At 41.8% G+C, this 25,246-nt stretch carries 17 protein-coding genes and 5 pseudogenes; 13 read left to right on the forward strand and 9 right to left on the reverse strand.

All coding sequences use genetic code 11. The annotated features are described in order from the left end of the window. Positions 1–148: 148 nt before the first annotated feature. Together RS130_RS18565 and RS130_RS18570 are read right to left on the reverse strand one after the other, a co-directional pair. Positions 149–1,132, reverse strand: coding sequence for a transposase (locus tag RS130_RS18565; protein ID WP_316025918.1), 984 nt, complete (start codon positions 1,130–1,132; stop codon positions 149–151). A 133-nt stretch (positions 1,133–1,265) separates the two neighbouring features. Then, a pseudogene (locus RS130_RS18570) lies at positions 1,266–1,451 on the reverse strand (transposase); the annotation flags it as partial. 404 nt (positions 1,452–1,855) lie between these two features. Between RS130_RS18570 and RS130_RS18575 the strand changes: the two are divergent. The 7 genes from RS130_RS18575 to RS130_RS18605 all read left to right on the forward strand — a co-directional run bounded on the left by RS130_RS18575 (position 1,856) and on the right by RS130_RS18605 (position 8,226). After that, on the forward strand, positions 1,856–2,071 hold the full coding sequence (locus RS130_RS18575) for a hypothetical protein (protein WP_316027159.1): 216 nt from the start codon (positions 1,856–1,858) through the stop codon (positions 2,069–2,071). Next, complete coding sequence (locus tag RS130_RS18580; protein WP_316027160.1) at positions 2,058–2,855, forward strand: DUF2971 domain-containing protein; 798 nt, start codon at positions 2,058–2,060, stop codon at positions 2,853–2,855. Before RS130_RS18575 ends, RS130_RS18580 begins: the two co-directional genes overlap by 14 nt. Positions 2,856–3,196: 341 nt before the next feature. Then, the gene (locus tag RS130_RS18585) at positions 3,197–3,466 is read left to right on the forward strand and encodes a hypothetical protein (RefSeq protein WP_316027161.1); all 270 of its coding nucleotides are present in this window, start codon (positions 3,197–3,199) and stop codon (positions 3,464–3,466) included. Positions 3,467–3,469: 3 nt separating this feature from the next. Next, entirely contained in the window at positions 3,470–4,870 is a 1,401-nt protein-coding gene (locus tag RS130_RS18590) for an amidase (protein ID WP_316027162.1), read from the forward strand. Further along, the gene (gene aspS, locus RS130_RS18595; RefSeq protein WP_316027163.1) at positions 4,870–7,512 is read left to right on the forward strand and encodes an aspartate--tRNA ligase; all 2,643 of its coding nucleotides are present in this window, start codon (positions 4,870–4,872) and stop codon (positions 7,510–7,512) included. Before RS130_RS18590 ends, aspS begins: the two co-directional genes overlap by 1 nt. Before the next feature lie 41 nt (positions 7,513–7,553). Next, complete coding sequence (locus RS130_RS18600) at positions 7,554–8,069, forward strand: amino acid--tRNA ligase-related protein (protein WP_428982869.1); 516 nt, start codon at positions 7,554–7,556, stop codon at positions 8,067–8,069. Next, positions 8,059–8,226, forward strand: a complete 168-nt coding sequence (locus RS130_RS18605) for an amino acid--tRNA ligase-related protein (RefSeq protein WP_316027165.1) — start codon at positions 8,059–8,061, stop codon at positions 8,224–8,226. Before RS130_RS18600 ends, RS130_RS18605 begins: the two co-directional genes overlap by 11 nt. A gap of 287 nt (positions 8,227–8,513) precedes the next feature. On the opposite strand, the gene RS130_RS18610 is transcribed toward RS130_RS18605, so the two are convergent. Continuing rightward, the gene (locus RS130_RS18610; protein ID WP_316027166.1) at positions 8,514–9,395 is read right to left on the reverse strand and encodes an amino acid ABC transporter substrate-binding protein; all 882 of its coding nucleotides are present in this window, start codon (positions 9,393–9,395) and stop codon (positions 8,514–8,516) included. A 40-nt stretch (positions 9,396–9,435) separates the two neighbouring features. Continuing rightward, a complete protein-coding gene (queE, locus tag RS130_RS18615) occupies positions 9,436–10,110 on the reverse strand; it encodes a 7-carboxy-7-deazaguanine synthase QueE (protein ID WP_316027167.1) in 675 nt (224 codons plus the stop codon). A 115-nt stretch (positions 10,111–10,225) separates the two neighbouring features. On the opposite strand from queE, the gene queC reads away from it, so the two are divergent. The 3 genes from queC (at position 10,226) to RS130_RS18630 (ending at position 15,529) form a co-directional block, all read left to right on the forward strand. After that, complete coding sequence (queC, locus tag RS130_RS18620) at positions 10,226–10,882, forward strand: 7-cyano-7-deazaguanine synthase QueC (protein WP_316027168.1); 657 nt, start codon at positions 10,226–10,228, stop codon at positions 10,880–10,882. 370 nt (positions 10,883–11,252) lie between these two features. After that, a complete protein-coding gene (locus tag RS130_RS18625) occupies positions 11,253–12,410 on the forward strand; it encodes an efflux RND transporter periplasmic adaptor subunit (RefSeq protein WP_316027169.1) in 1,158 nt (385 codons plus the stop codon). 14 nt (positions 12,411–12,424) lie between these two features. Beyond that, complete coding sequence (locus RS130_RS18630) at positions 12,425–15,529, forward strand: efflux RND transporter permease subunit (protein ID WP_316027170.1); 3,105 nt, start codon at positions 12,425–12,427, stop codon at positions 15,527–15,529. 364 nt (positions 15,530–15,893) lie between these two features. Here the strand turns inward: RS130_RS18630 and RS130_RS18635 are convergent, their stop codons facing one another. Continuing rightward, positions 15,894–16,811, reverse strand: coding sequence for a LysR family transcriptional regulator (locus RS130_RS18635; protein ID WP_316027171.1), 918 nt, complete (start codon positions 16,809–16,811; stop codon positions 15,894–15,896). A gap of 408 nt (positions 16,812–17,219) precedes the next feature. Between RS130_RS18635 and RS130_RS18640 the strand changes: the two genes are divergently transcribed. Genes RS130_RS18640 through RS130_RS18650 form a run of 3 tightly spaced genes read left to right on the forward strand, consistent with a single transcriptional unit; the run spans position 17,220 to position 19,133 of the window. After that, a complete protein-coding gene (locus RS130_RS18640) occupies positions 17,220–18,476 on the forward strand; it encodes a sulfatase family protein (RefSeq protein ID WP_316027172.1) in 1,257 nt (418 codons plus the stop codon). 56 nt (positions 18,477–18,532) lie between these two features. Beyond that, entirely contained in the window at positions 18,533–18,805 is a 273-nt protein-coding gene (locus RS130_RS18645) for a hypothetical protein (protein WP_316027173.1), read from the forward strand. A gap of 19 nt (positions 18,806–18,824) precedes the next feature. Next, complete coding sequence (locus tag RS130_RS18650; RefSeq protein WP_316027174.1) at positions 18,825–19,133, forward strand: hypothetical protein; 309 nt, start codon at positions 18,825–18,827, stop codon at positions 19,131–19,133. Between the two features lie 371 nt (positions 19,134–19,504). On the opposite strand, the pseudogene RS130_RS18655 reads toward RS130_RS18650, so the two are convergent. From RS130_RS18655 to odhB, 4 pseudogenes are all read right to left on the reverse strand, one after another. After that, positions 19,505–21,219 (reverse strand): annotated as a pseudogene (locus tag RS130_RS18655) (protein adenylyltransferase SelO). Between the two features lie 346 nt (positions 21,220–21,565). Continuing rightward, positions 21,566–22,439 (reverse strand): annotated as a pseudogene (gene sucD / locus RS130_RS18660) (succinate--CoA ligase subunit alpha). Further along, positions 22,439–23,604: pseudogene (gene sucC, locus RS130_RS18665) on the reverse strand (ADP-forming succinate--CoA ligase subunit beta). The pseudogenes sucD and sucC overlap by 1 nt, the downstream one beginning before the upstream one ends. 154 nt (positions 23,605–23,758) lie before the next feature. Further along, a pseudogene (gene odhB, locus RS130_RS18670) lies at positions 23,759–25,242 on the reverse strand (2-oxoglutarate dehydrogenase complex dihydrolipoyllysine-residue succinyltransferase). Between the last annotated feature and the right edge of the window lie 4 nt (positions 25,243–25,246).

Genomic DNA, 25,246 nt, shown 5'->3' on the forward strand with positions numbered 1-25,246 from the left:
GCAAAACTGTCACTCACTTATATTCACCTCGTATATTTTAGAAATGAGGGTTTTGAAGAGGATAACTGCAGATATTTGTGTATTTACGCGTTTTGCGGGTACGCTTATTCTTACCTTGCGATAATAGATTCAAATGGATGTGAGTAAACTATGCTCGTTTGAGTAATGTCTTCGATGTACACATGCCCCGCATGCGTTGATGACCAGTATGCTCAGCAAATTGTCGCATCATGTGCTCTGAGCCAACGGCATAACAAAAGTGTTGTTCGAACTCTGTGGTAAGGGTGAGCCATTGTGCATCTGATAGCCCCAATCTTTGTAATATTGCTGGTTGGGTGGTGGCGATATGACCTTGTTTATCTTCGCGAATGACACGGCCTGTTATATCCACTAGTTCGCAGTAATCTTTTAATGAGAATGAAATGCCTTTGGGCATGTTTTGCCTAGGGTTACCCACAAATGGCAACAGCGTGTGGGGTGGGTGTTGGTTAGTTTTCAACGCGTGAATGCGTTTTTGAATGCTGGTGTGATGGGAGTTTTCAGGGGTTGTCGCTATTTTTGTGCGAATGGGATTTAAATCCACATAGGCCATGCAGGCTAGTAAAGCTCTGTTATCTAACAGAGCTTGTGATTTAAACCGCCCTTCCCAGAACCTGCCAGTGCACTCGTCCTCTTTGTTGGCTTCTCGGGCGATGTGCTCGTTGAGATTGCGCATGAGCCAACTGATGTCGTGCAAACGCTGGCGATAAACCGCAATGGTGTCTTCAAGAGTATGCATTTCACTTTTTGTTAGCTCATCATCTCGCATAAACCTCTGGGTCAACAACGTCCCCTTATAGAGCGTATGCCACAACGCTAATACCTGTTTATTTGACCAATTTAGCGCCTTATCTACATCTACATGCAACACCACATGTACGTGATTGCTCATCACCGCATAAGCACAAATATCAATGGCAAACACCGAAGACAAAAACAACAAGCGCTCCTCTACCCAAGCCCGCCTGTGCTCATAATTTTGCCCTGAATAATGGTCAACGCCACACAAGAATGAACGGCGCACACAACGAGACACACAATGATAAAATGGGGTGTCTGATAAACTGATTAAACTGGCTCTTTTCTGAGTCATAACGCCTCCGAAAATGAATAAACACAAGCACAACCGCTTAACGATAGCCTAGTATAAATCTACGATTTATCAAATTGTGATGGGTGTCCTAATAGAAGTTATAGAAGTTATGGGTGTCCTAATAGAAGTTTCAAATATCAATGGCAAACACCGAAGACAAAAACAACAAGCGCTCCTCTACCCAAGCCCGCCTGTGCTCATAATTTTGCCCTGAATAATGGTCAACGCCACACAAAAATGAACGGCGCACACAACGAGACACACAATGATAAAATGGGGTATCTGATAAACTGATTAAACTGGCTCTTTTCTGAGTCATAACGCATCCGAAAATGAATGAACACAAGCACAACCGCTTAACGATAGCCTAGTATAAATCTGTGATTTATCAAATTCTGATGGGTGTCCTAATAGAAGTTATGTAAAAAAATGCATCATTTACGTTTATCGGTACGGTAGAAAATCATCACCCTTTATCGTATTTCCCTAGCGTCATTCCGGTAGTCTTTTGAGCCGGAATCCATTCTTTAAATCAGCAAAAAATTCACCTTACCTATTGCAGGTTGGCTGTTTTGTCCATTAACAGCAGATCAACGACAAATGTCGTATTTCAATAAGTATGTTTTGCACCTAAAGGCGTTATTCGTTATAAATGAATACCTTATGGACCGTATAAAAAATAGCCCGAATGAAATTGGATAAGTTGTCGTTAACTAAATTGTTATGGCTCTAACTAAAGTTGGTAGGATGGAAGATAAAGAATGGTTTAGTAAGTTTAGAGAGCTTTTCTTCTCTCCGAGATTAGAAGAAGTAAACATTGATGAAGCCATCGCACTGAAATACAGATACATTCCTAGAAAGTTATTCAAGTATCGAGAGTTTGGGGAATATAGTTTAGACAACTTAAAAAACAATACTCTTTGGTGTGATTCTCGCTAACGGATTTAACGATCCATATGACACATCCATTTATTTTGAATATGCAAAAGAGACACTTGATCAAGAGTTTATCCGCTCCATTGAAGAACAAGGTGATAAAGGGCTGTTTCAGTTTTTAACAGTTAACGAGATTGAGTCACTAAAAAAATCCAGCGAGCCAAAGAGGTTGTTAGCAAAACTTGCCCATGAAAAGACAGATTGGAAATATTCGGAAGATAAATTTTATAGATTCTTAAACTCGAACACCCAAGAGAACGTAGAGCAGATGAACATGGAATTCAATCGAGTTCTAAAATCTGGCTACAAAGTGTGCTCGTTGAGTGAGCGCAGTGACTCTATGCTTATGTGGTCCCACTACGCCAAAGAGCATAGTGGGTTCGTGATGGAATATGACTTTGGTGCGCTACCAATTGAATACGTGCTTACAAGAATGTTGTGGCCTGTAATTTATGATGACAAATTATTTGATGCTTCAGCGTTTTTCGAGGAAGGGCTGAGAGGCGGAATATCAAGTAACATGTTGGGAGTTATTGCATCTATTCATAAAGCATTGGATTGGGCATATGAGCAAGAGTGGCGTTTAATAATTCTCAGCGGACCTAATGAATCGTCTTTCAATCAACCGTGCCCAAAAGTCAAAGCGATATACATTGGAGCACTAGCACAGGCTGATTCTGAGAAAAAGTTGGTTGAAATAGGTATGGAAAAAGGTATCGCTGTATATAAGATGCAGTTATCACATAAACAATTCCAAATGTCACCTAAGGTGATTTACGAGCCATAATCGGGTAGCCGGAGGTCTCCTCCCGCCCCCACAAATGCTTAGCGCAAGTAGCGCTTGCTTGGCGAAAAAACTTGACTCCAATTTGCCATTAAAAAATTGTAAAGTTGGCGTAGGAATTAGTGTATACTCCTACGCAATTCAACCTTACCTAAACTTAGTAGAAGCTAATTCAATGTTAAATAACGCGCAAAATAATAATTGGAATGGCAATAATCTACACTATTAGGTCCGGAAGGTTTATCAATATTAACAAACAAAAAACCTTCCAAGTTTCGGAAGGTTTTTTTGGTTAGTTGGATGTGCTGTTTGCACGCAATGCCACACAAGGTAAAGAAATAACAATGAATAAAATTATGACTGTCGATGTATTGTCGAGTATTAAGGGCGCAAAGCCCTCTGAGACCATAAACACGTTATTTGAAGTAATTAAAAATGCTGATTTATCTACCGCTAGTGCGTCAGGCAATAGCAATAAAAAACCAGTCGCCATTGAGCATCTCAGAGAAGACACGGTAGTCAAAGCAAGCGAACTAGAAAAACAACTGATAATTGAAAACTTTCCTCAAGAAAAAAATGGCTATTTAGTCGTGGCAAAAGTAATAGAAGCCTAACCTATGCAATCTCAAATAAAACACATTCATCAACAATTGGTCAGCAAGCAAATTAGCTGTGTTGATTTAATTCAGCAACGACTCGATTTGCTGAAACAAAACTCCCACGGTAGTGTTAATTCATTGCTTGATTCATACGCACTAGAGCGCGCGCAAGCAGTAGATAGCAAAATTGCTAAAGGCGAAAGCATTGGATTACTTGAAGGCATTCCTTTTGGAGTCAAAGATGTCTTCATGCTGCAAGGAACTTATACCACTGCCAGTTCAACGTTTTTAAAACAATACAAATCAGCTTATACCGCCAGTGCTATTCAGAAGCTTATCGATGCGGGGGCGATTCCAATTGTAAAAGAAAACTGTGATAGTTTTGGTCATGGTTCGTCAAACGAAAATAGTATTTTTGGTCCAGTCAACAACGCCAAAGATTCGGCATTAGTAGCAGGTGGCTCAAGTGGCGGTTCAGCGGTAAACGTAGCGAAGGATTTCACGGTATTTTCTATCGGTGGTGATACGGGTGGCTCGGTGCGTCAACCGGCTGGTTACAATGGCGTATATGGTTTAAAACCGACTTACGGTCGTATCTCTCGGTATGGCTTAATGGCCTATGCCTCCTCAACCGATTGCGTGGGTCCATTGGCCAAAAGCGTAGAAGATATTTGTATTGTGCTTAACACCATAAGCGGCAAAGACGTAAAAGATCAAACCACTTATGAATCCGTGCCAATCGACGAAGCATCACTCAGCCATACTGGCGGTATTAAAACAGTTGGTTATTTCAAAAATCTTATCGATAACGATGCGATGGATCCTTCCATAAAAGCTGACTTTATGGATACCCTAGACAAAATTAAAGCCAAAGGTATTGAGGTTAAACCGCTCGATTTCTTAGATGCAGACACATTGGTGTCCACCTACTACATATTGGCGATGGCAGAAACAGCCTCCAATTTATCGCGACTTGATGGGTCCAACTACGGTAATCGTATTAGCGCAGAAAACTTGATTGAAAGCTATGCAGTGACTCGCTCTGAGAATTTCTCAGAAGAGAGTAAACGTAGAATTGTTGGTGGCAACCAAGTGTTATCTCAAGGTTTTTCAGACGCTATTTATCTTAAAAGCTTGGCTGTTCGAGATAAAATTTCGACTGATTTCGAACGCTTTTTTGATGATGTAGATATTGTGTTATCACCGGTAACCCCCGGCATACCGCCCAAAGTAGGCGACGGCCTCAAAGACCCAATGGCCATGTATTTGTCAGATGCGTTCACAGTGGGATTCAGTCTGGGTCAATTACCCACTCTAACCGTGCCTCAAGGTACCGCAACAGGTATTCAAATTACAGCAGCTAAAACCGACGATGAGCGTGTTTTACAGTTCGCTCACTTGCTAGAAGAAAAACGATAATGGAACTGGATTATTTAAACGATTTACTCGAAAAACACGACCTAGAATTGGTTATTGGTCTTGAAACTCATGTGCGCTTGAACACCAAAACTAAGTTATTCTGTGCTTGTCCTAATGAAGAATCTGATACACCGAATCAAAATATTTGCTCTGTGTGTACCGGACAAATGGGCGTGCTGCCAGCTATCAACAAAGAGGCTATTACTAAAGCTATTTATTTTGGTAAAGCTGTAAAGTCTACTTTTAGCAATCAGGTGATATCGTGGGATCGTAAACACTACGAGTACCCTGATAACCCGAAAAACATTCAGATCACCCAGTTTCATAATCCGGTTATTCCAAATGGTGAGGTGTCTTGTTTCCGTAAAGATGGCTCACAATTCACTGTTAGTTTAACTCAAGTACATATCGAAGAAGATGCTGCCAAACTGATGCACGAGCGCGATGTTTCTTTGGTAGACTTCAATAAAGCTGGCGTGCCACTAATCGAAATCGTCACCGATCCTTGTGTGCGAAACATAGAAGATGCCTCTACCTATGCGCAATACATTCAGCGCATAGTGCAAGGTATTGGTATATCTGAAGCCAACCTTGAAAAAGGTGAGTTTAAGTCAGATGTATCTGTGTCTTTACGTAAAAGAAATACTCAGGCGCTCAATCCACGTACTGAAATCAAAAACTTGAACTCCTTTAAGTTTATGGTGGAATCGTTAAAAGAAGAAGTTGAAAAACAGCTAAACTATTACATTGAAAACAATGTATTTCGCCCTGACCAAACCACAGTGTTATGGGACGAAGATCTGAAACAAACCAAAACCATGCGTAAAAAAGAGTTTGAAGCGGATTACCGTTTTATCTCTGAGCCTGATTTGCCATTTGTCGATATTTCACAAGTAGTTGACACTATTAAAGTGGATTTAGCCACGCTACCTTTTGCCATTGAGTCTATCTTGATTGAAGGCGGCGTGGTTCCTCAAGACGCTAAGTTTTTCACCGCCGAATCGGTGCGTGCTAAAACCTTTATGGATATCAACAACGTCCTAAAAGATCCTTTATTTATTGCCCGTACTTTAGTCAATGTTATCCCTGCAGACGACTACAAAAATATTCATGACACAGCTGTGCTTACTAATATTTTTGCCCAGTTTAAAGACGGCAAAGTTAACTCGGTATTGGTACAAAAAGCCGTTAGCGAATATTTAAAAGATGCGACGTTTAACTATAAAAAATACTTCCAAGAAAACAGTATTTCTGAAGATCAAATAGTGGATGCCATCAATACCGTTATCGAGCAAAATGCAGCCATTGCCGCTGACATAAAAGCGGGTAACCAAGGTAAAGCCGGCATATTGGTTGGAAAAGTTATCGCCATTATTGGTAAAGGTGCTTCAGGAAAAGTTATTCGTGAAGGTATATTAAAAGCGGTTAATGCCTCTGGTGGCACTGATAATTCAGCTTCTGACGACAATGCCCAAAGCGCGGCCCAAAACACGTCAAAAGGCGGCGACAAGCAAAGTGTTAAACAAGCGGAAGAAAAACTGCCAGAAACCCCGCTTATCGTAAAAGATCATTATCGTACCCATAAAATCTCTGACTTATCAGAAAATTCCATCTCTGAAGAAGTGACCTTGTCGGGTTGGGTAGCCAGTGTGCGGGACCACGGTGATTTAATGTTCATCGATTTACGTGATTCTAGCTATCAAATATTCCAAGTACGTTTGAGTCGCGAGAGCTTTCCTAATTTCGATGAGTTGGTTACCTTAAAAGCTGAATCAGTTATTGCCGCTACAGGTATAGTTGTGCAGCGTAGAGAAGACGATTACAACCTAGGCCTGAGAACGGGCACTATAGAACTAGAAACGTCAAAGTTGGAGATATTAAACCTCTCAAGAAGTTTGCCGTTTGAAATCGCCAGAGCCACAAAAACCAGCGAAAACATTCGTTTCCAGCACAAATATCTCGATCACAGAAACAAAGAAGTGCGTAAAGTCATTATAGATCGCCATAAGGTGATTAAACTCATCAGAGATATGCTTGATGAAGAAGGCTTCTTAGAAATGGAAACCCCTATTCTAAGTGCTGGTACAGACGAAGGAGCACGCGAGTTTATTGTCCCTAGCCGCAAAGAAGCCGGCGCTTTTTATACGTTGCCACAAGCTCCTCAGCAGTTTAAACAAATGATCATGGTCAGTGGTTATGAAAAATATTTCCAAGTGGCGCGCTGTTTCCGTGACGAAGATTCAAGGGGAGATCGTCAACCAGAGTTCACCCAGTTAGACATTGAGATGGCTTATGCCAGCATGCAAGACATCATCGACTTGAACACTAAGATGTTCAATACAGTAGTCAGGAAAATTTACGGCAAAAAGTGGAAATTACATGACTTTGCGGTCATCACCTACAAAGAAGCTATGGATAAATACGGTTGCGATCGCCCAGATTTGCGTTTTGGCCTACAAATGCAAGACATCACCGATATTGTTAAAGATACTAGCTTCCAAGTATTTAGTAAGCCTATTGAACAAGGTGGTATCGTTAAATGTATTAAGGTCTCTGCTGAAGAACAAGGCGGTAAACGTTTATCCAAAGGGCAAATCGAAAACCTTACAGCCCTAGCCCAGCAAAACGGCCTGGGGGGCTAGCCTACATATTTGTCAACGAAAACGACCTGCAATCACCTATCATTAAGTTTTTAGGGGAAGACATTGCCGCAAAAATTATTGCCGCAAGTAATGCTCAAGTGGGCGACGTGGTGTTTTTCTCAGCAGCCAGTTATGCCGTGGCAAACAAAGCCTTAGATGTGGTGCGTCAAGAGCTTGGCAAGATGCTTAAGTTAATCGACCCCAAAGAGCTTAGACCTGCTTGGGTAGTCGACTTCCCTATGTTTGAAAAAACAGATGATGATAGATGGACCTTTACGCATAATCCGTTCTCAATGCCAGCTATTGACGACATAGAAAAACACATGAATGGTAAAGAAGATGAGATCGGCACTATCATCGCCCAGCAATACGATTTAGTACTCAATGGTTATGAAATTGGAGGGGGCTCAGTCCGTGCTCATAAACCTGAGATATTAGAAGCGACGTATAAGAATATGGGATACAACAAAGACGACATGCTGAAAAGCGTTGGTACTTTATACAAAGCATTCCATTATGGCGCACCACCACATGGTGGCATTGCCTATGGGTATTGATCGCCTGATGATGCTGTTGGGTAAGAAAAATTCTATCCGTGAAGTCATGGTATTCCCAAAAACAGGGACCAGTGAAGACTTACTGTTTAACGCTCCTTCTCTGTTATCAGATAAGAAAGTTGAAGAAATGAACGTTAAAGTGATCAAAAAGCAATAATATTCATGCATCTTGATATTACAAAAAGCGGCTGACAACAGCCGCTTTTTTGTAACTTGCCTCTGCGCCAATTCAATGATTTAGCCGAGTCAGATGATGGCTTTATACCCATCCCTATTGATAAGTGAGCCCATTGAATGCGTCCAGCGATTTTTTCAACAAAGCGGCGGTTTGAAGGAATGGTTATTCCCTTTCAAATACCGACTCACTATTCCTGTATTAAAGCGCCTTGATTCAGCCCATGTAAAGGGCGACTGATCATTGCAGGTTGGTATGACAAGGTCTTTTTAATCAGCATGGGCATCAAACCACAACTCTTTTCTATCTAAGGGAGTTTCAGCAGGTAAAAACGTATTTTCCAATAAGTACATTTTGCGTTTTTGAATATTACTTTTCTCAATATAGTCATGATAAGTTTCTAGAAACAATGCCTCAAACTCACCATTTTTAATCGCTTTCTCTAATCCTGTAGTGATTAAGTGAGCGAGAGGTGTACTTTTTGAATTAACAAAAAAGTAAAATGCCGTGGGATAGTAGAAACCTAAGGATGGCTGAATGATCACTTTATTCGAAGAACGAAAACTTGCTACTTCGTCCCAAATTTCAAGCATAGAACGCGGGAAAAAATCTCCCTGCGCATTAGATAACATTCTCGCTAATTCTTCATGATCTCTGTTAGTGATAACATTAAAATTGTTTGATTGTAATATTTTGGTGTCAGGCCAATCACTGCCTTGAATAGGTGACAGTTTTTGTAAATGTTCTAATTTTTGAATGTATTTAAAGCGTTCAGCCATATCCTCTCGGATCAAGAATAAACGCCAGCCAATCAACCCCTTGTACAAAGGGATACGAATAGGTAATAGATCTTGCTCTCGCTGCTTATCGGTCATACTCCAAACAACGTTAATTTCTCGGTTGTCTTTTAGCCTGATTAAGTTTTTACCCTGAGTGTAGAATTTTCTGGACGGCACAAGTTCATATTTCACCCCTGTTTGTTCAAGAGCCAGAGTTAACACTTTAAGGGGGTAGTCAGAACTTCTATCGCTCTCCGAGCTCGGTTTAGGATAGGTGATCAGCCACGTTGCAGCGAAGACATCAACACAACATAAAAGCAAACCAAATAAGCCTAGTTTAATGAATGACAGCACACCTTGTTTACAGCACATTTTTATTCACTCTCAGACTAGCCATAACTAGAAAATCTATTTACTCAATGCCGATAAATTTATGAGTTTGTAACGACAAACGCCAATTACGCGCTATACAGGTTTTTATTGCAAGCTCTGTCGCTCTTTTTTGTTGGCTTATAGGCTGCAAGTACACGTTAGGAATAGGGCTATCACCTAACAACAATAGTACTTGATCCAGTTCTTCTACATGCTTTTGCATAGCTATTGGGTGTTTAATTTCATTTGCTCTTAACATGGCACTCTTTAAAACGGGCTTTCCTCCCGGCATATTAACCTTTGGCGAGACTGTTACCCAAGTGTCGGCATGAGCGATGATCTCGTAAGTGCCACTGGTTTCTATTTGCACGGAATAACCGTCATCAATAAGACGAGTCGTAATAGCACTAAGATCGTATAAACATGGCTCTCCACCTGTAATCACTACATGTTTTGCCACATAACCTTGGTCGGCAAACAACTGTATAAGTTGCTCCACGCTTTGTTCAAACCAATTGCTCGACTCTGTATTTTGTGCCATCACCTCAGCACTGCTGAGCTCAGACTCAGGATCAATCGTCCAAGTATGCTGGGTATCGCACCATGGACACCCTACAGGGCAACCTTGTAACCTCACAAAAATTGAAGGTAAACCAGTATAACTGCCCTCACCTTGCAACGATTCAAACACTTCATTAATTTTATACAAACTCAAGAACTCTCCTGTTGGTCTTTCGACCGGCAAACCAAAATATGTGACAAATATGGGAATTTATAGCTGAATCACTTAACATTACCATTAATTAATAGATTATAGAGAAGCAAACATAATGTCTCAAAAGGTAGTAGTAATTTTTTCAGGTGGAATGGACTCCTATACCGTTTTAAATCTTGCATGTAAACAAGGATTAGAAGTATATGCTCTATCTTTCGATTACGGCCAACGCCATAAAAAAGAATTAGATTATGCTAGCAAAGCATGTCTTGAGCTAGGTGTTCAGCATAAAATAGTCGATATTTCTGCGATTAATCAATTGATTGGCGGTTCATCCTTAACATCTGATATTGAAGTGGCAGAAGGCCATTATGCTGAAGACAGTATGAAAACTACAGTTGTGCCAAATCGCAACATGATTTTGTTATCTATGGCTGTTGGCTATGCAGTATCGATTGATGCAACCAAAGTGTATTACGGCGCCCATTCAGGCGACCACGCAATATATCCGGATTGTCGACCAGAATTCGTGCATAAAATGAATGACGTATGCGCCATCGCCAATTACGAAGCGGTGGAAATTGTTACCCCGTACTTAGATGTTAGCAAAATTGCCATATTAACGGCCGGATTAGAAATGGGCTTAGACTATGGCAAAACGTGGACATGTTATAACGGTCGAGAAAAAGCTTGTGGAAAATGTGGCGCCTGCCAAGAACGCTTAGAAGCCTTTGCTAACAATAATCAAACAGACCCTTTAGACTACGAATAAAAAGCTAGGTATAGGACTATTTAATCCCAACGCCAATTCATAAATGAACACGCAGTGAAAACGTAATAGAATTGGTATACGCAAAATGCTGAATCACAACATTTTGCTTATTAAATAGTCCTTCCGCTGCCAAAACATTCAATAACCCACCACCTTAGCGTCAAGTTTGCCTCATGAATTGAGCAAACATCGTCAGCTGTTCAAGCCTCTTTGTGTATGAATGAATTGCGTATTTTAAATGCGACTGGTCGAACATCAATCAGCTCATTAACAAATTGTTACTATGGGATAAACTAACAGGTAGTATATCGCTGCGGTAAATGAAAGAATCGTAGTTAATCATCAAAGGATAGGTAGGAGACGCTTGCGTATGCAACATTTAACTAAAACTGTTTTATTCGGTGCTATTTTTTTAGGGCTAATGGCATGTACTGAAGAAACGGCAACACCACCAGCAAGTTCAGGACAACCTCAAGCTATGCCTGTGGAAACACTGACCTTACGTGCGCAAAACGTTGATCTAATTGAAGAAATGCCTGGACGCACCGTTGCATATAGAAAAGCAGACCTACGTCCACAAGTGGACGGCATAATCGAAAAACGTAATTTTACCGAAGGCGCTTTAGTCGAGGCTGGACAGCAACTGTATTTAATCGATCCGGCGATTTACCAAACCACATTAGACTCCGCCCTAGCCGAGCAGGCTAGATTAACCTCAGCTTACGAGTTAGCCAAGCGCACCCGTACACGTTTTGCTGATTTGCGTAAGAATAACTCGGTTAGTAAAGACGACTACGACAACGCACTATCAGCAGAAGCCCAAGCAAAAGCGGCTCTACAAGCAGCGAAAGCGCAAGTAAAACAAGCAGAAATTAATCTTAGGTTCACAAAAGTCGAAGCGCCGATTTCTGGGCAAATAGGTGCATCTACCTTTACCGAGGGCGCCTTGGTTATCGCTCGTCAAACTGAAGCTTTAGCGACAATTACCCAACTTGATCCCATTTATGTAGACATTACGCAAGCAGGCAGTAAGTTGCTGCACTTACGAGAGACCATAAAATCAGGTCGCTTACAACAAAATGAAAACAGTAAAATGTCTGTGTCAATTGTATTGGGCGCTAACGGTAAACCCTACGAGCATAAAGGCACTTTAGAGTTTTCTGATGTAACTGTAAATGAAACCACCGGCACTGTGCGTTTGCGGGCCGTATTCCCTAACCCAGACAAAGTACTACTGCCTGGAATGTTCGTTAAAGGCCTCGTTCATCAAGGTGCTCTCGCCAACGCATTTTTAATTCCACAAAATTCGGTAATGCGTCGTCCAGATGGCACCCCTTATTTGTATGCCGTAAGCGAAGACAATAAAGCCATAGCAAAAGACCTAACAATAGAAAAATCGAGCGGCAAGAACTGGATCGTAATCGATGGCGTGAAAGATGGGGAACAAATCATCATAAATGGATTACAACGAGTTTCGCCGGGTATGGATGTCATGCCAATGCCAAGTCACTCTAGCCCAGCTAAATAGAAAGGAATTTACCAATGGGAAAGTTTTTTATTGATAAGCCGGTTTTTGCTTGGGTTATTTCTATCAGCATTATGCTGGCAGGTATACTGTCAATTTTGCAGTTACCGGTAGAGCAATATCCGCCTATTTCTCCACCTAAAGTCACGATTAACGCCAATTACCCAGGCGCGTCTGCTAAAACAACCGAAAACTCGGTGACACAAATTATCGAACAGCAAATGAATGGCTTAGATAATTTACGTTATATAAACTCTACCAGTGATTCCTCGGGCAATGTGTCGATTACCTTAACCTTCGAACCTGAAGCCGATGCAGATATTGCTCAGGTTCAAGTTCAAAACAAACTGCAAGCAGCCACTTCCTTGTTGCCACCAGAAGTTCAACAACAAGGTATTAACGTAAGTAAGTCGTCAGGGTCGTTTTTGATGGTGATTGGTATGATCTCCAAAGATGACAGCCTTAGCCGTAGTGACTTAGCTGACTTTGTTGTATCGACAATAAAAGATCCAATATCACGCGTCGGCGGTGTGGGTAGCGTCCAAGTATTTGGTGCGCAGCATGCCATGCGTATTTGGCTAGACCCGAATAAACTAATTAGTTACAACCTCACAGTAAATGATGTTACTACAGCTATCCAAGCACAAAACACCGAAGTTACCGCCGGTCACATTGGCGGAGCCCCCTCTGTCTCAGGCCAACAAATTAACGCCACCATTACAGCACAGAGTAAATTAACCTCAATTGAAGAGTTTTCTAATGTGCTATTAAGAGTCAACACCGATGGCTCACAAGTCAGATTAGGCGACGTAGCTCGAATTGAGATTGGTAGTGAAAATTATGATGTCGCCGCTCGACTCAACAGCCACGCTGCCACTGGTATCGGAGTTTACTTAGCGACAGGGGCAAATGCTTTAGATACCGCCGAAGCGGTGAAAAAACGAATGGCTGAGCTGGCGCCATTTTTTCCTGCGGGAGTTGAAGTACTTTATCCCTACGACACGACGCCTTTTGTTAGCTTATCCATAGAAGAAGTAGTCAAAACCTTATTCGAAGCCATAGTGTTAGTATTCTTAGTGATGTATCTGTTTTTACAAAATTGGCGCGCAACACTCATCCCCACAATTGCGGTACCAATAGTATTATTGGGCACCTTCGCCATTTTGTCGGCCTTCGGATTCTCAATCAATACCCTAACTATGTTTGCCATGGTTTTAGCCATAGGGTTATTGGTGGATGATGCCATAGTTGTGGTCGAAAATGTCGAACGGATCATGGCCGAAGAAAACTTATCTGCAAGGGATGCCACCCGTAAGTCTATGGGTCAAATTACCAGTGCTTTAATTGGTATCGCCTTAGTGCTTTCAGCGGTTTTCGTGCCCATGGCATTTTTCGCTGGTTCCACTGGCGCCATTTATCGGCAGTTCTCTATTACTATTGTATCTGCTATGGCACTATCTGTAGTGGTGGCACTCGTACTAACACCTGCTTTATGTGCGGTTTTACTTAAGCCTAATGCACACGGCTCAACAACAGGTTTTTTTGGCTTGTTCAACCGCGGCTTCGATCGCTGTAACACATTTTATCAAGGCAGCGTGGGCTTTATTGTTAATCGTAAATGGCGTTTTCTAGCTATTTACGCAGTATTAGTAGCCATTATGGCGACCTTATACTTGCGCATACCTACGTCATTTTTACCGCAAGAAGATCAAGGTGTGCTATTTGCTATGGTTCAACTGCCTACCGGCGCCTCTCAAGAGCGCACAACCGAGGTCATGAAAAAGCTAGAGAAGCATTATTTAGAAGGTGAAAAAGACAGCGTACGAGACCTGTTCACTGTAGCAGGGTTTTCTTTTGCAGGATCGAGCCAAAATACAGGCATGGCGTTTGTGCAATTAAAAGACTGGTCTGAGCGAACTAGCCCAGATCAAAGTATTGATGCAATTGTGCAGCGCTCTTATGGAGCATTTGCGCAAATTCCTGAAGCGATGGCGTTTGTATTTGCCCCGCCAGCAATTTTGGAACTTGGTAATGCCACTGGTTTTGACATGCAGTTGACAGATTTAGGCGGCATAGGCCACGACGCCTTAATGGCAGCGAGAAACCAATTGTTAGGCATGGCCTCCCAAGATCCAAGACTAATGGGCGTTCGTCCTAATGGTATGGAAGACGTGTCTCAATTTAACTTAAATATTGACCACGAAAAGGCCAGCGCCTTAGGTGTCAACATTGCCGAAATCAATCAGACTCTGGGTGCCACATGGAGTGCCAGTTATGTAAATGATTTCATGGAAAATGGCCGAGTCAAACGCGTTTACTTGCAAGCCGACGCACCGTACCGAATGATGCCAGAAGATATTAATTATTGGTTTGTTAGTAATAACCTAGGTGAGATGGTACCCATTAGCGCGTTCATCACGACCAACTGGGGTTTTGGCTCTCCAAGATTAGAGCGTTTTAATGGCCTCTCGTCGCTAAACATTCAAGGACAAGCTGCTCCTGGAGTTTCTTCTGGTGACGCAATGTTAGCCATGGAAGAAATGGTGGCAAAATTACCACCAGGTGTTGGCATTGAGTGGGTCAATTTATCCTACGAAGAAAAAGCCGCGGGCTCCCAAGGACCTATGTTATATGGGCTTTCCATGCTAGTGGTCTTTTTATGTCTAGCTGCATTATATGAAAGCTGGTCAATTCCTATTTCGGTGATGCTGGTAGTACCTTTGGGAATATTAGGCGCACTATTAGCCGTGATGCTTAAAGGTATGCCAAACGATGTTTATTTCCAAGTGGCAATATTAACCACCATAGGTTTATCAGCCAAAAATGCCATATTGATTGTGGAATTTGCGTTAGAACTGAATAAGCAAGGACAAAGCTTAATTGCCGCTACTGCCGAAGCAGCAAGGCAACGCCTACGCCCCATTATCATGACATCAATGGCCTTTATTCTTGGCGTATTACCTTTAGCGATTAGCACCGGGGCTGGAGCTGGAGCTCGGAATGCAGTGGGCACAGGAGTGATGGGCGGCATGATATCGGCGACAGTGCTAGCGATATTTTTTGTTCCATTGTTTTTTATTGTGATCATTAGTACGTTTAGTGCAAAACCAGCCGACAAATAATTCGCCCCCCTTACAAACTAGGCACTCAAATCTGAGAGCCTAGTTTCATTTCACCTGAAAATATCTACCAGATAAGGACGATAATCAATTCTATTGATATACCAATCCATATTAAGACGTGCTCATTGAGAACGCACCTAGCGGCTTTTGAACAAGGCGTCGGTATGAAGGAATGGTTGTTCGTCTAAAAATGGATAGCAAGGTCATAAAGATGCCGCATCAACCTTGCCTACCATTTTATAAAGAAAGCATAGTGCTAGCCTGCAAAAACAATCAATCGATAAATCACTCACTAAGCTACCTTACAAGCTCATCTTTGCTTACTCGCTAGCTAACTTTTCGTACAACCCTCTATCTTTACCTACTATTCGACCTGTTGAATAAAGTAACAGACTTCTTTAATCAAATGTCTCAAGACTGGATTCAATCGAGTATTCTTGCCATTCATCACAAATAAGTCATGATTGAATTCAAATAGGTTGTTGCCAACCGGTATTAACCCTAAACCGGCTGCTTGATTTTTTAGTACGTAGTCGGGTAATAGTCCTACATATTCACCGGTCATAATGGCTGATAAACAGGCATCATAAGAATCGGAGAATGTCTGGATCGCCATGCGTGTATCGCCAGAAATATAGTTAACCGAAGACAATCCTGAAATACCTATCGCTGGATAATCACCTATTTTGACGCTAGTTGGTAACCCATCACGATATTTAGCCAAAACATGGGAAGGCGCACAATACAACCGCCCTTTACATGTCACGTCAACTGGGTGAAAAGTTACCGATTCTGGTTTTACCATGTCATAGGTAGAAAGCACTAAGTGACATTCGCCGGACAAAGCAACATGTTCCACTTCGTTGTATAGACGCGTTTGAATATTGACATGGATATCGTTAAATTTTTTCATGGTGCTTTTGACAGCCTTACTCACCGCTAAATGGTAAGACAGTGGCAAACCAGCCATCATCACTAAAGTAATGTGCCCAGAATAATCATCGTGCAAACTTTTTAAATTAAACACGAAATTATCAAAAGAATTGAAAATGCGCTTGGTTTCTTGAAAAACCACCTCACCTTCTTTGGTCATTTGAAAGCCACCACGGCCTCTATGACATAAGACTAAATCCAACCGCTCTTCGAGTTTTTTAATTGCAGCACTAATATTCGGCCTTTGCATCCGCAATACCGCCTCTGCGGCTGTGAATCCGTTACATGAAGCTACAGCATAAAATACACGTAACAGTTTAATGTCGGACTCTTGTAAACGGTTTAACATATTGGCACCAACTTTTAGGTATATATTTAACGCTCTCAAAATGCACGAGTCAGTGGTACTTCAGTTCAGTGTTATACCCCTTCGAAAGGCAACGACATAAAAGGGTATTGCTTTAACAGATCTACCTTTGTCGTTCTGAATCCGTCATTTCGCCTAGTTTTGGTATAATTATTTATACTCAAGTATAGTGTAAAAAACAGTGCATTGAATTACAACGAAAAATTGAGTGTACTGAGAATTGAGTTCATATAGCTAAATCTCATCGCGAGTAAAGATCGGCGAAACAACTAATTAGAAATACTATTTACCTTATCTTTACAAACGTCTAAACAGATAGACATGCTCTTTAGCTCGTCCTCATATATAATGATTCACATTCGAATAGTTAATTTTAAATATGGAAAAAATATGTTAACGACATTGAAGAAATACAGTGCAATTGTCACGATATCTCTAGTAAGTACAATAGTGTTTACTAAGGCTGTAAGCGCAGAACAAGTCAAACGACCTAATTTTGTTTGGTTACTTACCGAAGACAACTCTAAACATTATTTAAAGCTATATGATCCTCAAGGCGCCACTATGCCCAATGTGGAATCTTTAGCCGATGAAGGCTTAATATTTAATCACGCTTTTTCAAATGCCGCGGTTTGCTCTACCGCACGCAGTACGTTAGCCACGGGATCATATACACCAAGATTAGCGATGAATTATCATAGGGCCTATTTACCAGCCGAACTACCCTATGGCCTTAAACCAATTAGTCAATTTTTAAAAGACGCAGGCTACTACACCAGTAATGATGTGAAAACAGACTACAATTTTGCCTACGATGAAAACATTTGGTCAAACAGTGCACGTAAAGCATCGTGGAGAGATCGTAAAGACGGCCAGCCATTTTTCCACATGCAGACATTTCATATTACCCACGAAGGGCAATTACATTTTCCTAAAGAAGATGTGAAAAATGTACCGACTAAACACAACCCACACAATATCGAGTTACCGCCCATCTATCCGAATACCGAGTTATTCAAATATACCTATGCGCGTACTCTAGACAACCACCTTACAGCCGACAAGCAAATCGGCGAAGTACTGGATAAACTCAAGCAAGACAATTTGATGGATGACACTTTTATCTTTTACTTTGGAGATCACGGAGGCATGTTACCAGCCAGTAAAGGCTATTTATATGAACGAGGACTACATGTTCCGTTAGTCGTTTATGTACCTAGAAACTTTAGGCATTTACTACACAAAGACATGCGCAACCTGCAACACGCCTACGTAGATGGCTTTGTTAGTTTTATTGATTTTGCACCTACACTTATGAAATTAGCTGGACTACCAGCATCAGACAAACAAGACGGCGTTTCATTTTTAGGTAAAGATATTGGTTTAGAAGAGCTTAAAAAACGAGATACTACAATCGGTTACGCTGACCGTTTTGATGAAAAGTACGATGTTGTTCGTAGCTTACGAAAAGGTAAATATAAGTATATTCGCCATTATCAGCCGTTTAATCCAGACGCTTTATATAACTCTTATCGCTATAAGAATCAGGCTCTAAGAGAATGGAGTGAACTTTATAAAGAGAACAAACTAAACTCGGTGCAAGCCGCTTTTTTGAAAGACAGCCCGTTGAAGCTTTATATGATGTAGAAAAGGATCCCTTTGAAACCAACAATCTAGCCGCTGAAAAAGCTCACCAATCTACCTTGATCAGTTTGAGAAAAGATCTTAGCCATCGTTTAAAAGCAATGCCCGATCTTGGCTTTTACCCCGAATCTTGGCAGATAGATAATGCACTAACCGACTCAGCAGGGTTTGCTAAAGAGCATAAACATGATATCTCACAATTAATAGATATTGCAGATTTACAACTTCAAGAATTTGCAGCGGTTAAGCAACAACTAAAAGAAGCACTCCAATCATCAAAGCAATGGCAGCGATATTGGGCATTAATTAGCTTGAGTCATTTTAACCACTAAGGCAATCGAGTTTTCACCTATGGTTAAAAAGGTGATGGCACTAGATGACAATTTACTCAACCGAGCGCGAGCAGTAGAGTTTTTAGCCTTGACCGAGCAAATGGATGCCAAGCAAGCCCTAGAAACACTAGTGGCAAAAAGTAACGACGATATAGAGGCGTTAGAAATAATGAATATTGCCACCCAACTGCATGATACCAAAGGGACTGTTTTCAATTTTCCACTAAAATCAACCTGGTCTGAGGAATATAAAGGGAAGCTAAATCCCAAGCAGCAAAAGAACTTACACTATTGGCTAAGCAATCGAATTGAGTATTTGCAGCAATAGTTATTTTCACAACAACCGTTGAGTGATATCCAATAAGGCGCATAAATTTAATTTTGCGCCTTATTTCTTTGGAAATAGAACGTTCCCACCACTACTCTCAAAATGACTTAGCAAAAGTGCTCAAATACTAGTAATGCTGATATTCTTCAAATGTTGATAGCCGAGTAAAAACTATAAGCGAATTTGGCAGGCGAGACTCACAACTCAAATACGAAGCAACCGTTACAGCCAACAACAATGGACGATTAGATCTATCCCATTAGGCAAACATACAAAGGTAAAGTTTGATTTTAGTTTAATTCCGATTGGCTTTACCATAGGTGTAACCCTCTAGTATAAGCAGCACCTTAACCGCAGTATCTATCACCAACTCAAGAAGAACAACTATAATGAGATACGCCACCAGCAGCAAAAAACGCTTGGGGCTTTAAACTGCTATATTTGCTTTTTATCTCTTTTGATTGCTCATCAAAAGGTTGGGTTAATACCTGTTGCAATTCATGTAGCAAAGTAAAGTCCCCCTCGCCCGCTTGCTGATATGCAGGTACCACTAGCCATTCTCGCCACGTGTATTGAGGATTAACTTGCAGCATCATTTTTGTCACTTTTTGCTTTTGTTGAATGTCACTCTCATTCAAATTCATCAAGCTTTGCCATTTTTGTAACCATTGTGACCATTGCTGCGCCAAAGCCGCTGTTTCAGGGCCGTAAAAGCTTTCAGTTAAACCGGACATGTCCTTAGGAAATTTTGAAAGTTCTGAAAAGAAAATCGTGTAATCCACATAGGAATTTTCCATCAACTCTACCAATTCACTAAATAGCTCAGCGTTAAACACTTGTAGGCCAAGCTTAGCTGCCCACATGTTTTCTAACTTACTTTGCATCACCTTGGCAAAGTCTAAGTTTACCTTGTTCAAGGATTCTAATGATGCTGGCGACGAGGCTAGTAATGGCTGCAATGATTGGCAAAACATATTGAAATTTGTTTGCGCAGCCTCGCCTTGATTAAAGAATGAAAAGTGCTGGCCGCCGCCAGTCCAAGGCTGGTAATTGGCTTCAAAACACTCCATAAAACCAAAAGGACCGTAGTCGAGTGTATAACCACCACAAGCACAGTTATCACTGTTAAAGTTTCCTTGGCAAAAACCTACTCGCATCCAGTGGCTGATTAAGCTGGTTAAGCGATCACGAAATGCTAGCGCCAATTGCACTATTTGTTCTTCAATCGCTAACTCGCGGTCAACCTCATTTACATATTCCCGCTCAATCAAGTGCAAGACAATTAGCTCTAGCTCTTTCAAGGCTTCAGGATGAATATTATTGCGAGCCCGGCGTGCAAATAGCTCCAATTGCCCCACGCGCAAAAAGAAGGCGCCACTCGCGTAGAAATCGCCACGGGATTGTCCACCATCGTATCTGGATTGACAGCATACGAACCAGCCGAATACCAAGGCCGCCTGACCTGCTCATATTGAGAGACATACAAACATAAAGACCGAGACGTTGGCACACCTAAAGCGTGCATATGCTCTTGCGCTAAAAACTCGCGAATGCTTGAACGCAATACCGCTCTACCATCTCCCCCTCTACAATACGGTGTAGGACCAGCACCTTTTAACTGCATCTCCCAACGTTTATCATTAATAACCGCCTCTAGTACAGATATTGCACGCCCGTCTCCATAACCATTACCGGTTTGAAAAGGGCATTGCTGAGTGTATTCTCTGCCATAAATAGACAAGGCATAACCTGTGGCCCAGCCAAACGATGGTATAGGCTCAGGTACATCAGACATATCGGCAGAAAACAATCGAGTAAATGCTTCGGTTTGCACTAGGCTATCGTCAAAACCTAATTCAGCAAACAGTGTTTGACTGTGAGCCACATATTTAGGGTGAGCAATGGGCGTAGGCTTAACTGGCACATAATGCCCCGAAAAAACTTGCCTTGGCGCATAGTCGTCACCTGTTTCAGTGGCATCGGGGTCGCATTTAAGATTTTTCAGTAAAGAATAGTCCGCTAGCTTTGCTAAATCATCAAGGGTAAATACGCTGCGAGAGACGTCAGTTGTGGGTTGTTTAGCCATGCTAAATGAATAACCTTTTTACTACTATTTTAATAGCAGTATAAAGCAGAGTAAACCTGAGTAAAGTAGAGAACGGCACAAAAGCCAACGATAGCCAACAATAGCCGAGTGGTCGCTAGCCTTGGCCGCAAAAGAAAGGTTAACACCGATAAACTATCAAAAACACCTAGTGCTGAGGATATTCCCGCCTGTCCTTAGCAAGCACCCAAAGGCCCCAATTCCGTCATTTCTGCATGTTGTTAGCAGGCATTGCCGGAATGACAGACTCGTCACTTTTTGCTATGCATAAAAAAACCCGCTATTCAGCGGGTTTTTAATTTCTAAATATCGTTAAGCATTAACGAAATTACCAACCAGTAATTTCCCGTAATCCTTTACCAATATCAGCAAGAGAGCGAACAGTTTTAACCCCTGCCGCTTCTAATGCTTTAAACTTCTCGTCAGCTGTACCTTTACCACCAGCGATAATTGCGCCAGCATGGCCCATACGCTTACCAGCAGGTGCAGTTACGCCCGCAATGTAAGATACAACAGGCTTAGTCACATTAGCTTTGATAAATTCAGCCGCTTCTTCTTCAGCAGAACCACCAATTTCACCAATCATGACAATCGCTTCTGTTTCTGGATCGTCTTGGAACAATTGTAAGATATCGATGAAGTTAGAGCCTGGAATAGGGTCGCCACCAATACCTACACAAGTCGACTGACCAAAACCTTCATCTGTAGTTTGTTTAACCGCTTCATAGGTTAATGTACCAGAGCGAGAAACAATGCCTACTTTACCTGGCTTGTGAATGTGTCCTTGGCATAATACCAATTTTACATTCACCCGGGGTGATAACACCTGGGCAGTTTGGACCGATCATGCGAACGCCTTTCACGTTCAAGTATTCTTTAACGAATAACATGTCGATAGTTGGGATACCTTCAGTGATACAGATGATCAATTCGATACCAGCATCTGCAGCTTCAACAATTGAATCTTTACAGAAAGGTGCAGGTACATAGATTACAGATGCAGTTGCACCTGTGGCTTCAACTGCTTCACGTACTGTATTAAATACAGGAAGATCTAAGTGAGTTGTGCCGCCTTTTCCTGGTGTAACACCACCAACCATTTGCGTACCATAAGCAATGGCTTGCTCAGAGTGAAAAGTACCTTGTCCGCCAGTGAAACCCTGACAGATAACTTTAGTGTGCTTATTAATTAATACAGACATTATTTGCCCTCCGCTGCTTTAACAACTTGCTGAGCGGCATCCGTTAGACTGCTTGCTGCAATGATGTCTAGATCTGAAGAAGCTAATACTTCACGACCTAATTCCGCGTTAGTCCCTTCAAGACGAACAACAACTGGTACGTTAACACCGACTTCTTTAACTGCACCGATAATACCTTCAGCGATCATGTCACAACGTACGATGCCACCAAAGATGTTAACCAGTACCGCACTAACGTTGCTGTCAGAAAGAATGATTTTGAATGCTTCTGCCACACGCTCTTTAGTTGCTCCGCCGCCTACATCTAGGAAGTTAGCTGGCTTGCCACCATGAAGGTTAACAATATCCATAGTACCCATCGCAAGACCGGCACCGTTAACCATACAGCCAACGTTTCCGTCTAGAGCGACGTAGTTAAGCTCCCACTTGGCCGCTTCAGCTTCACGGGCATCATCTTGTGATGGATCGTGCATCGCCTTAACTTTAGGTTGACGATATGCTGCGTTGCCGTCGATAGCCACTTTAGCGTCTAGACAATGAATATCACCGTCATCTTTAATCACTAGAGGGTTAATTTCGATAAGGGCAATATCTAGGTCAACAAACATTTTAGCAAGGCCTAAGAAAATCTTAGTGAACTGCTTAATTTGTACACCCTTTAGGCCCAATTGGAATGCCATGTCGCGTGCTTGATAAGGTTGCGCGCCAACGATTGGATCGATTTCAGCTTTTAAGATTTTTTCAGGTGTTTCTTCAGCTACGGTTTCAATTTCAACGCCACCTTCGGTAGACGCCATGAAAACGATTCGACGAGAAGTACGATCTACCACAGCACCTAAATAAAGCTCATCGGCGATATCTGTGCATGATTCAACTAAGATCTTACTTACTGGCTGACCATTTTCGTCTGTTTGAAAAGTAACTAAGTTTTTACCTAACCAATTTTCAGCGAAAGCTTTAATTTCTTCTTTCGACTTAACTAATTTAACACCGCCAGCCTTACCGCGACCACCAGCGTGTACTTGGCACTAACCACCCACTCGCTTCCGCCGATTTTGTCAGCTGCTGCCGCCGCTTCTTCAGGAGAATCGGTAGCGATCCCTTCAGAGACTGGCAAGCCATATTCTTTGAATAATTGCTTGCCTTGATATTCATGCAAATTCATGGTTTTTTACCCGTTTAATTTAAGAAAAAAGCCGCTAGTCAGCCACTTTATTTGTAAGCCGCTATTGCTTACACAATAACGGCAGAAGGAGACAAACAATTGCTTATTTATCTCAATTTTTTAATACCTTTACCCCCATGCACGTCAACTTTAGTTATACATCTAAAAGCAAACGTGTTGGGTCTTCTAACATTTCTTTGATAGTCACTAAGAAACCAACAGACTCTTTACCGTCAATGATTCTGTGGTCGTAAGAAAGTGCTAAATACATCATTGGCAAAATTTCTACTTTGCCATTTACCGCCATAGGTCTATCTTGAATTTTATGCATTCCCAAAATAGCACTTTGTGGCAAGTTCAAAATAGGTGTAGACATCAATGAACCAAACACACCACCATTTGTGATAGTGAAGTTACCGCCCTGCATATCTGCGATACTCAACTTGCCATCACGGCCTTTTAACGCTAATTCTCTAATGCCGCTTTCGATGCCAGCCATACCGAGAGTGTCCGTATCTTTCAACACTGGAGTAACCAGTCCGCGAGGAGTTGAAACCGCAATTGAGATGTCGAAATAGTTGTGATAACAAATATCATCACCATCGATAGAGGCATTCACTTCAGGGAAACGTTTTAACGCTTCGGTTACGGCTTTAACGTAAAAAGACATAAAACCTAAACGTATACCGTGGCGTTTTTCAAATTGCTCTTGATATTGCTTACGTAAATCCATGATAGGCTTCATGTTCACTTCGTTAAACGTGGTTAACATAGCCGTGCTATTCTTCGCTTCTAATAAGCGAGTCGCAATGGTTTTACGTAAACGAGTCATAGGGACACGTTTTTCTGTACGGTTACCAGCTAGGGCAGCAGGCACTTCAACCGCTGAATCGGCTTTGGTGGCTTCTGGTGCCGGAGCTTGCAAAGATTTCTCTACGTCTTCTTTGGTAATTCTCCCCCTTTGCCAGTACCTTTAATGCTTGCAGCATCAATACCTTTTTCTGTCAACAAACGGCGCACAGAAGGACTCAACGCGTCATTTTCCTCGCCTTTAGATTCAGCCTCTGCTGCTGGAGCAGCACCTGACGCTGCACCCGCAACAAATTTAGCAATCACTTGTTCACCGGTAACCGTCTCGCCTTCTGGAGCAAGAATTTCACTCAATGAACCATCAGCGGGTGCGACAACTTCTAAAACGACTTTATCGGTTTCAATATCAACTAAATTTTCATCTCTAGAGATAGCTTGGCCTAGTTGAACATGCCATGTTGCGATTGTTGCATCTGCCACTGATTCGGGCAGAACCGGTACCTTAATTTCCACTGACTCACCTTTATTGTCTGATGTTTGACTCGTTTGCGGGCTTGCAGAAGCCGCTGGGGCTGGCGTACCTGCACCTGTTCCTTCTGCAAAGTTTGCGATAGTTTGTTCACCCAAAACGGTGTCGCCTTCAGCGAACAATATTTCGCTAAGTACGCCATCGGCTGGTGCCACTACTTCTAATACAACTTTATCTGTTTCTATATCAACTAAGTTTTGATCTCGGCTCACTTTTTCGCCGACTTTAACGTGCCAAGTAGCGATTGATGCATCTGCCACTGATTCGGGCAATACCGGTACTTTAATTTCAGTGCTCATACTG

It is taken from the genome of Paraglaciecola aquimarina, assembly GCF_032464635.1.
GTDB classification, from domain to species: domain Bacteria; phylum Pseudomonadota; class Gammaproteobacteria; order Enterobacterales; family Alteromonadaceae; genus Paraglaciecola; species Paraglaciecola aquimarina.

Coding starts and splice junctions, on each gene's coding strand:
- RS130_RS18565 (WP_316025918.1), bottom strand. CDS start 1,132: ATGACTCAGAAAAGAGCCAGTTTAATCAGTTTATCAGACACCCCATTT.
- RS130_RS18575 (WP_316027159.1), top strand. CDS start 1,856: ATGGCTCTAACTAAAGTTGGTAGGATGGAAGATAAAGAATGGTTTAGT.
- RS130_RS18585 (WP_316027161.1), top strand. CDS start 3,197: ATGAATAAAATTATGACTGTCGATGTATTGTCGAGTATTAAGGGCGCA.
- RS130_RS18590 (WP_316027162.1), top strand. CDS start 3,470: ATGCAATCTCAAATAAAACACATTCATCAACAATTGGTCAGCAAGCAA.
- aspS (WP_316027163.1), top strand. CDS start 4,870: ATGGAACTGGATTATTTAAACGATTTACTCGAAAAACACGACCTAGAA.
- RS130_RS18605 (WP_316027165.1), top strand. CDS start 8,059: ATGGGTATTGATCGCCTGATGATGCTGTTGGGTAAGAAAAATTCTATC.
- RS130_RS18610 (WP_316027166.1), bottom strand. CDS start 9,395: ATGTGCTGTAAACAAGGTGTGCTGTCATTCATTAAACTAGGCTTATTT.
- queC (WP_316027168.1), top strand. CDS start 10,226: ATGTCTCAAAAGGTAGTAGTAATTTTTTCAGGTGGAATGGACTCCTAT.
- RS130_RS18625 (WP_316027169.1), top strand. CDS start 11,253: ATGCAACATTTAACTAAAACTGTTTTATTCGGTGCTATTTTTTTAGGG.
- RS130_RS18630 (WP_316027170.1), top strand. CDS start 12,425: ATGGGAAAGTTTTTTATTGATAAGCCGGTTTTTGCTTGGGTTATTTCT.
- RS130_RS18635 (WP_316027171.1), bottom strand. CDS start 16,811: ATGTTAAACCGTTTACAAGAGTCCGACATTAAACTGTTACGTGTATTT.
- RS130_RS18640 (WP_316027172.1), top strand. CDS start 17,220: ATGTTAACGACATTGAAGAAATACAGTGCAATTGTCACGATATCTCTA.
- RS130_RS18650 (WP_316027174.1), top strand. CDS start 18,825: ATGGTTAAAAAGGTGATGGCACTAGATGACAATTTACTCAACCGAGCG.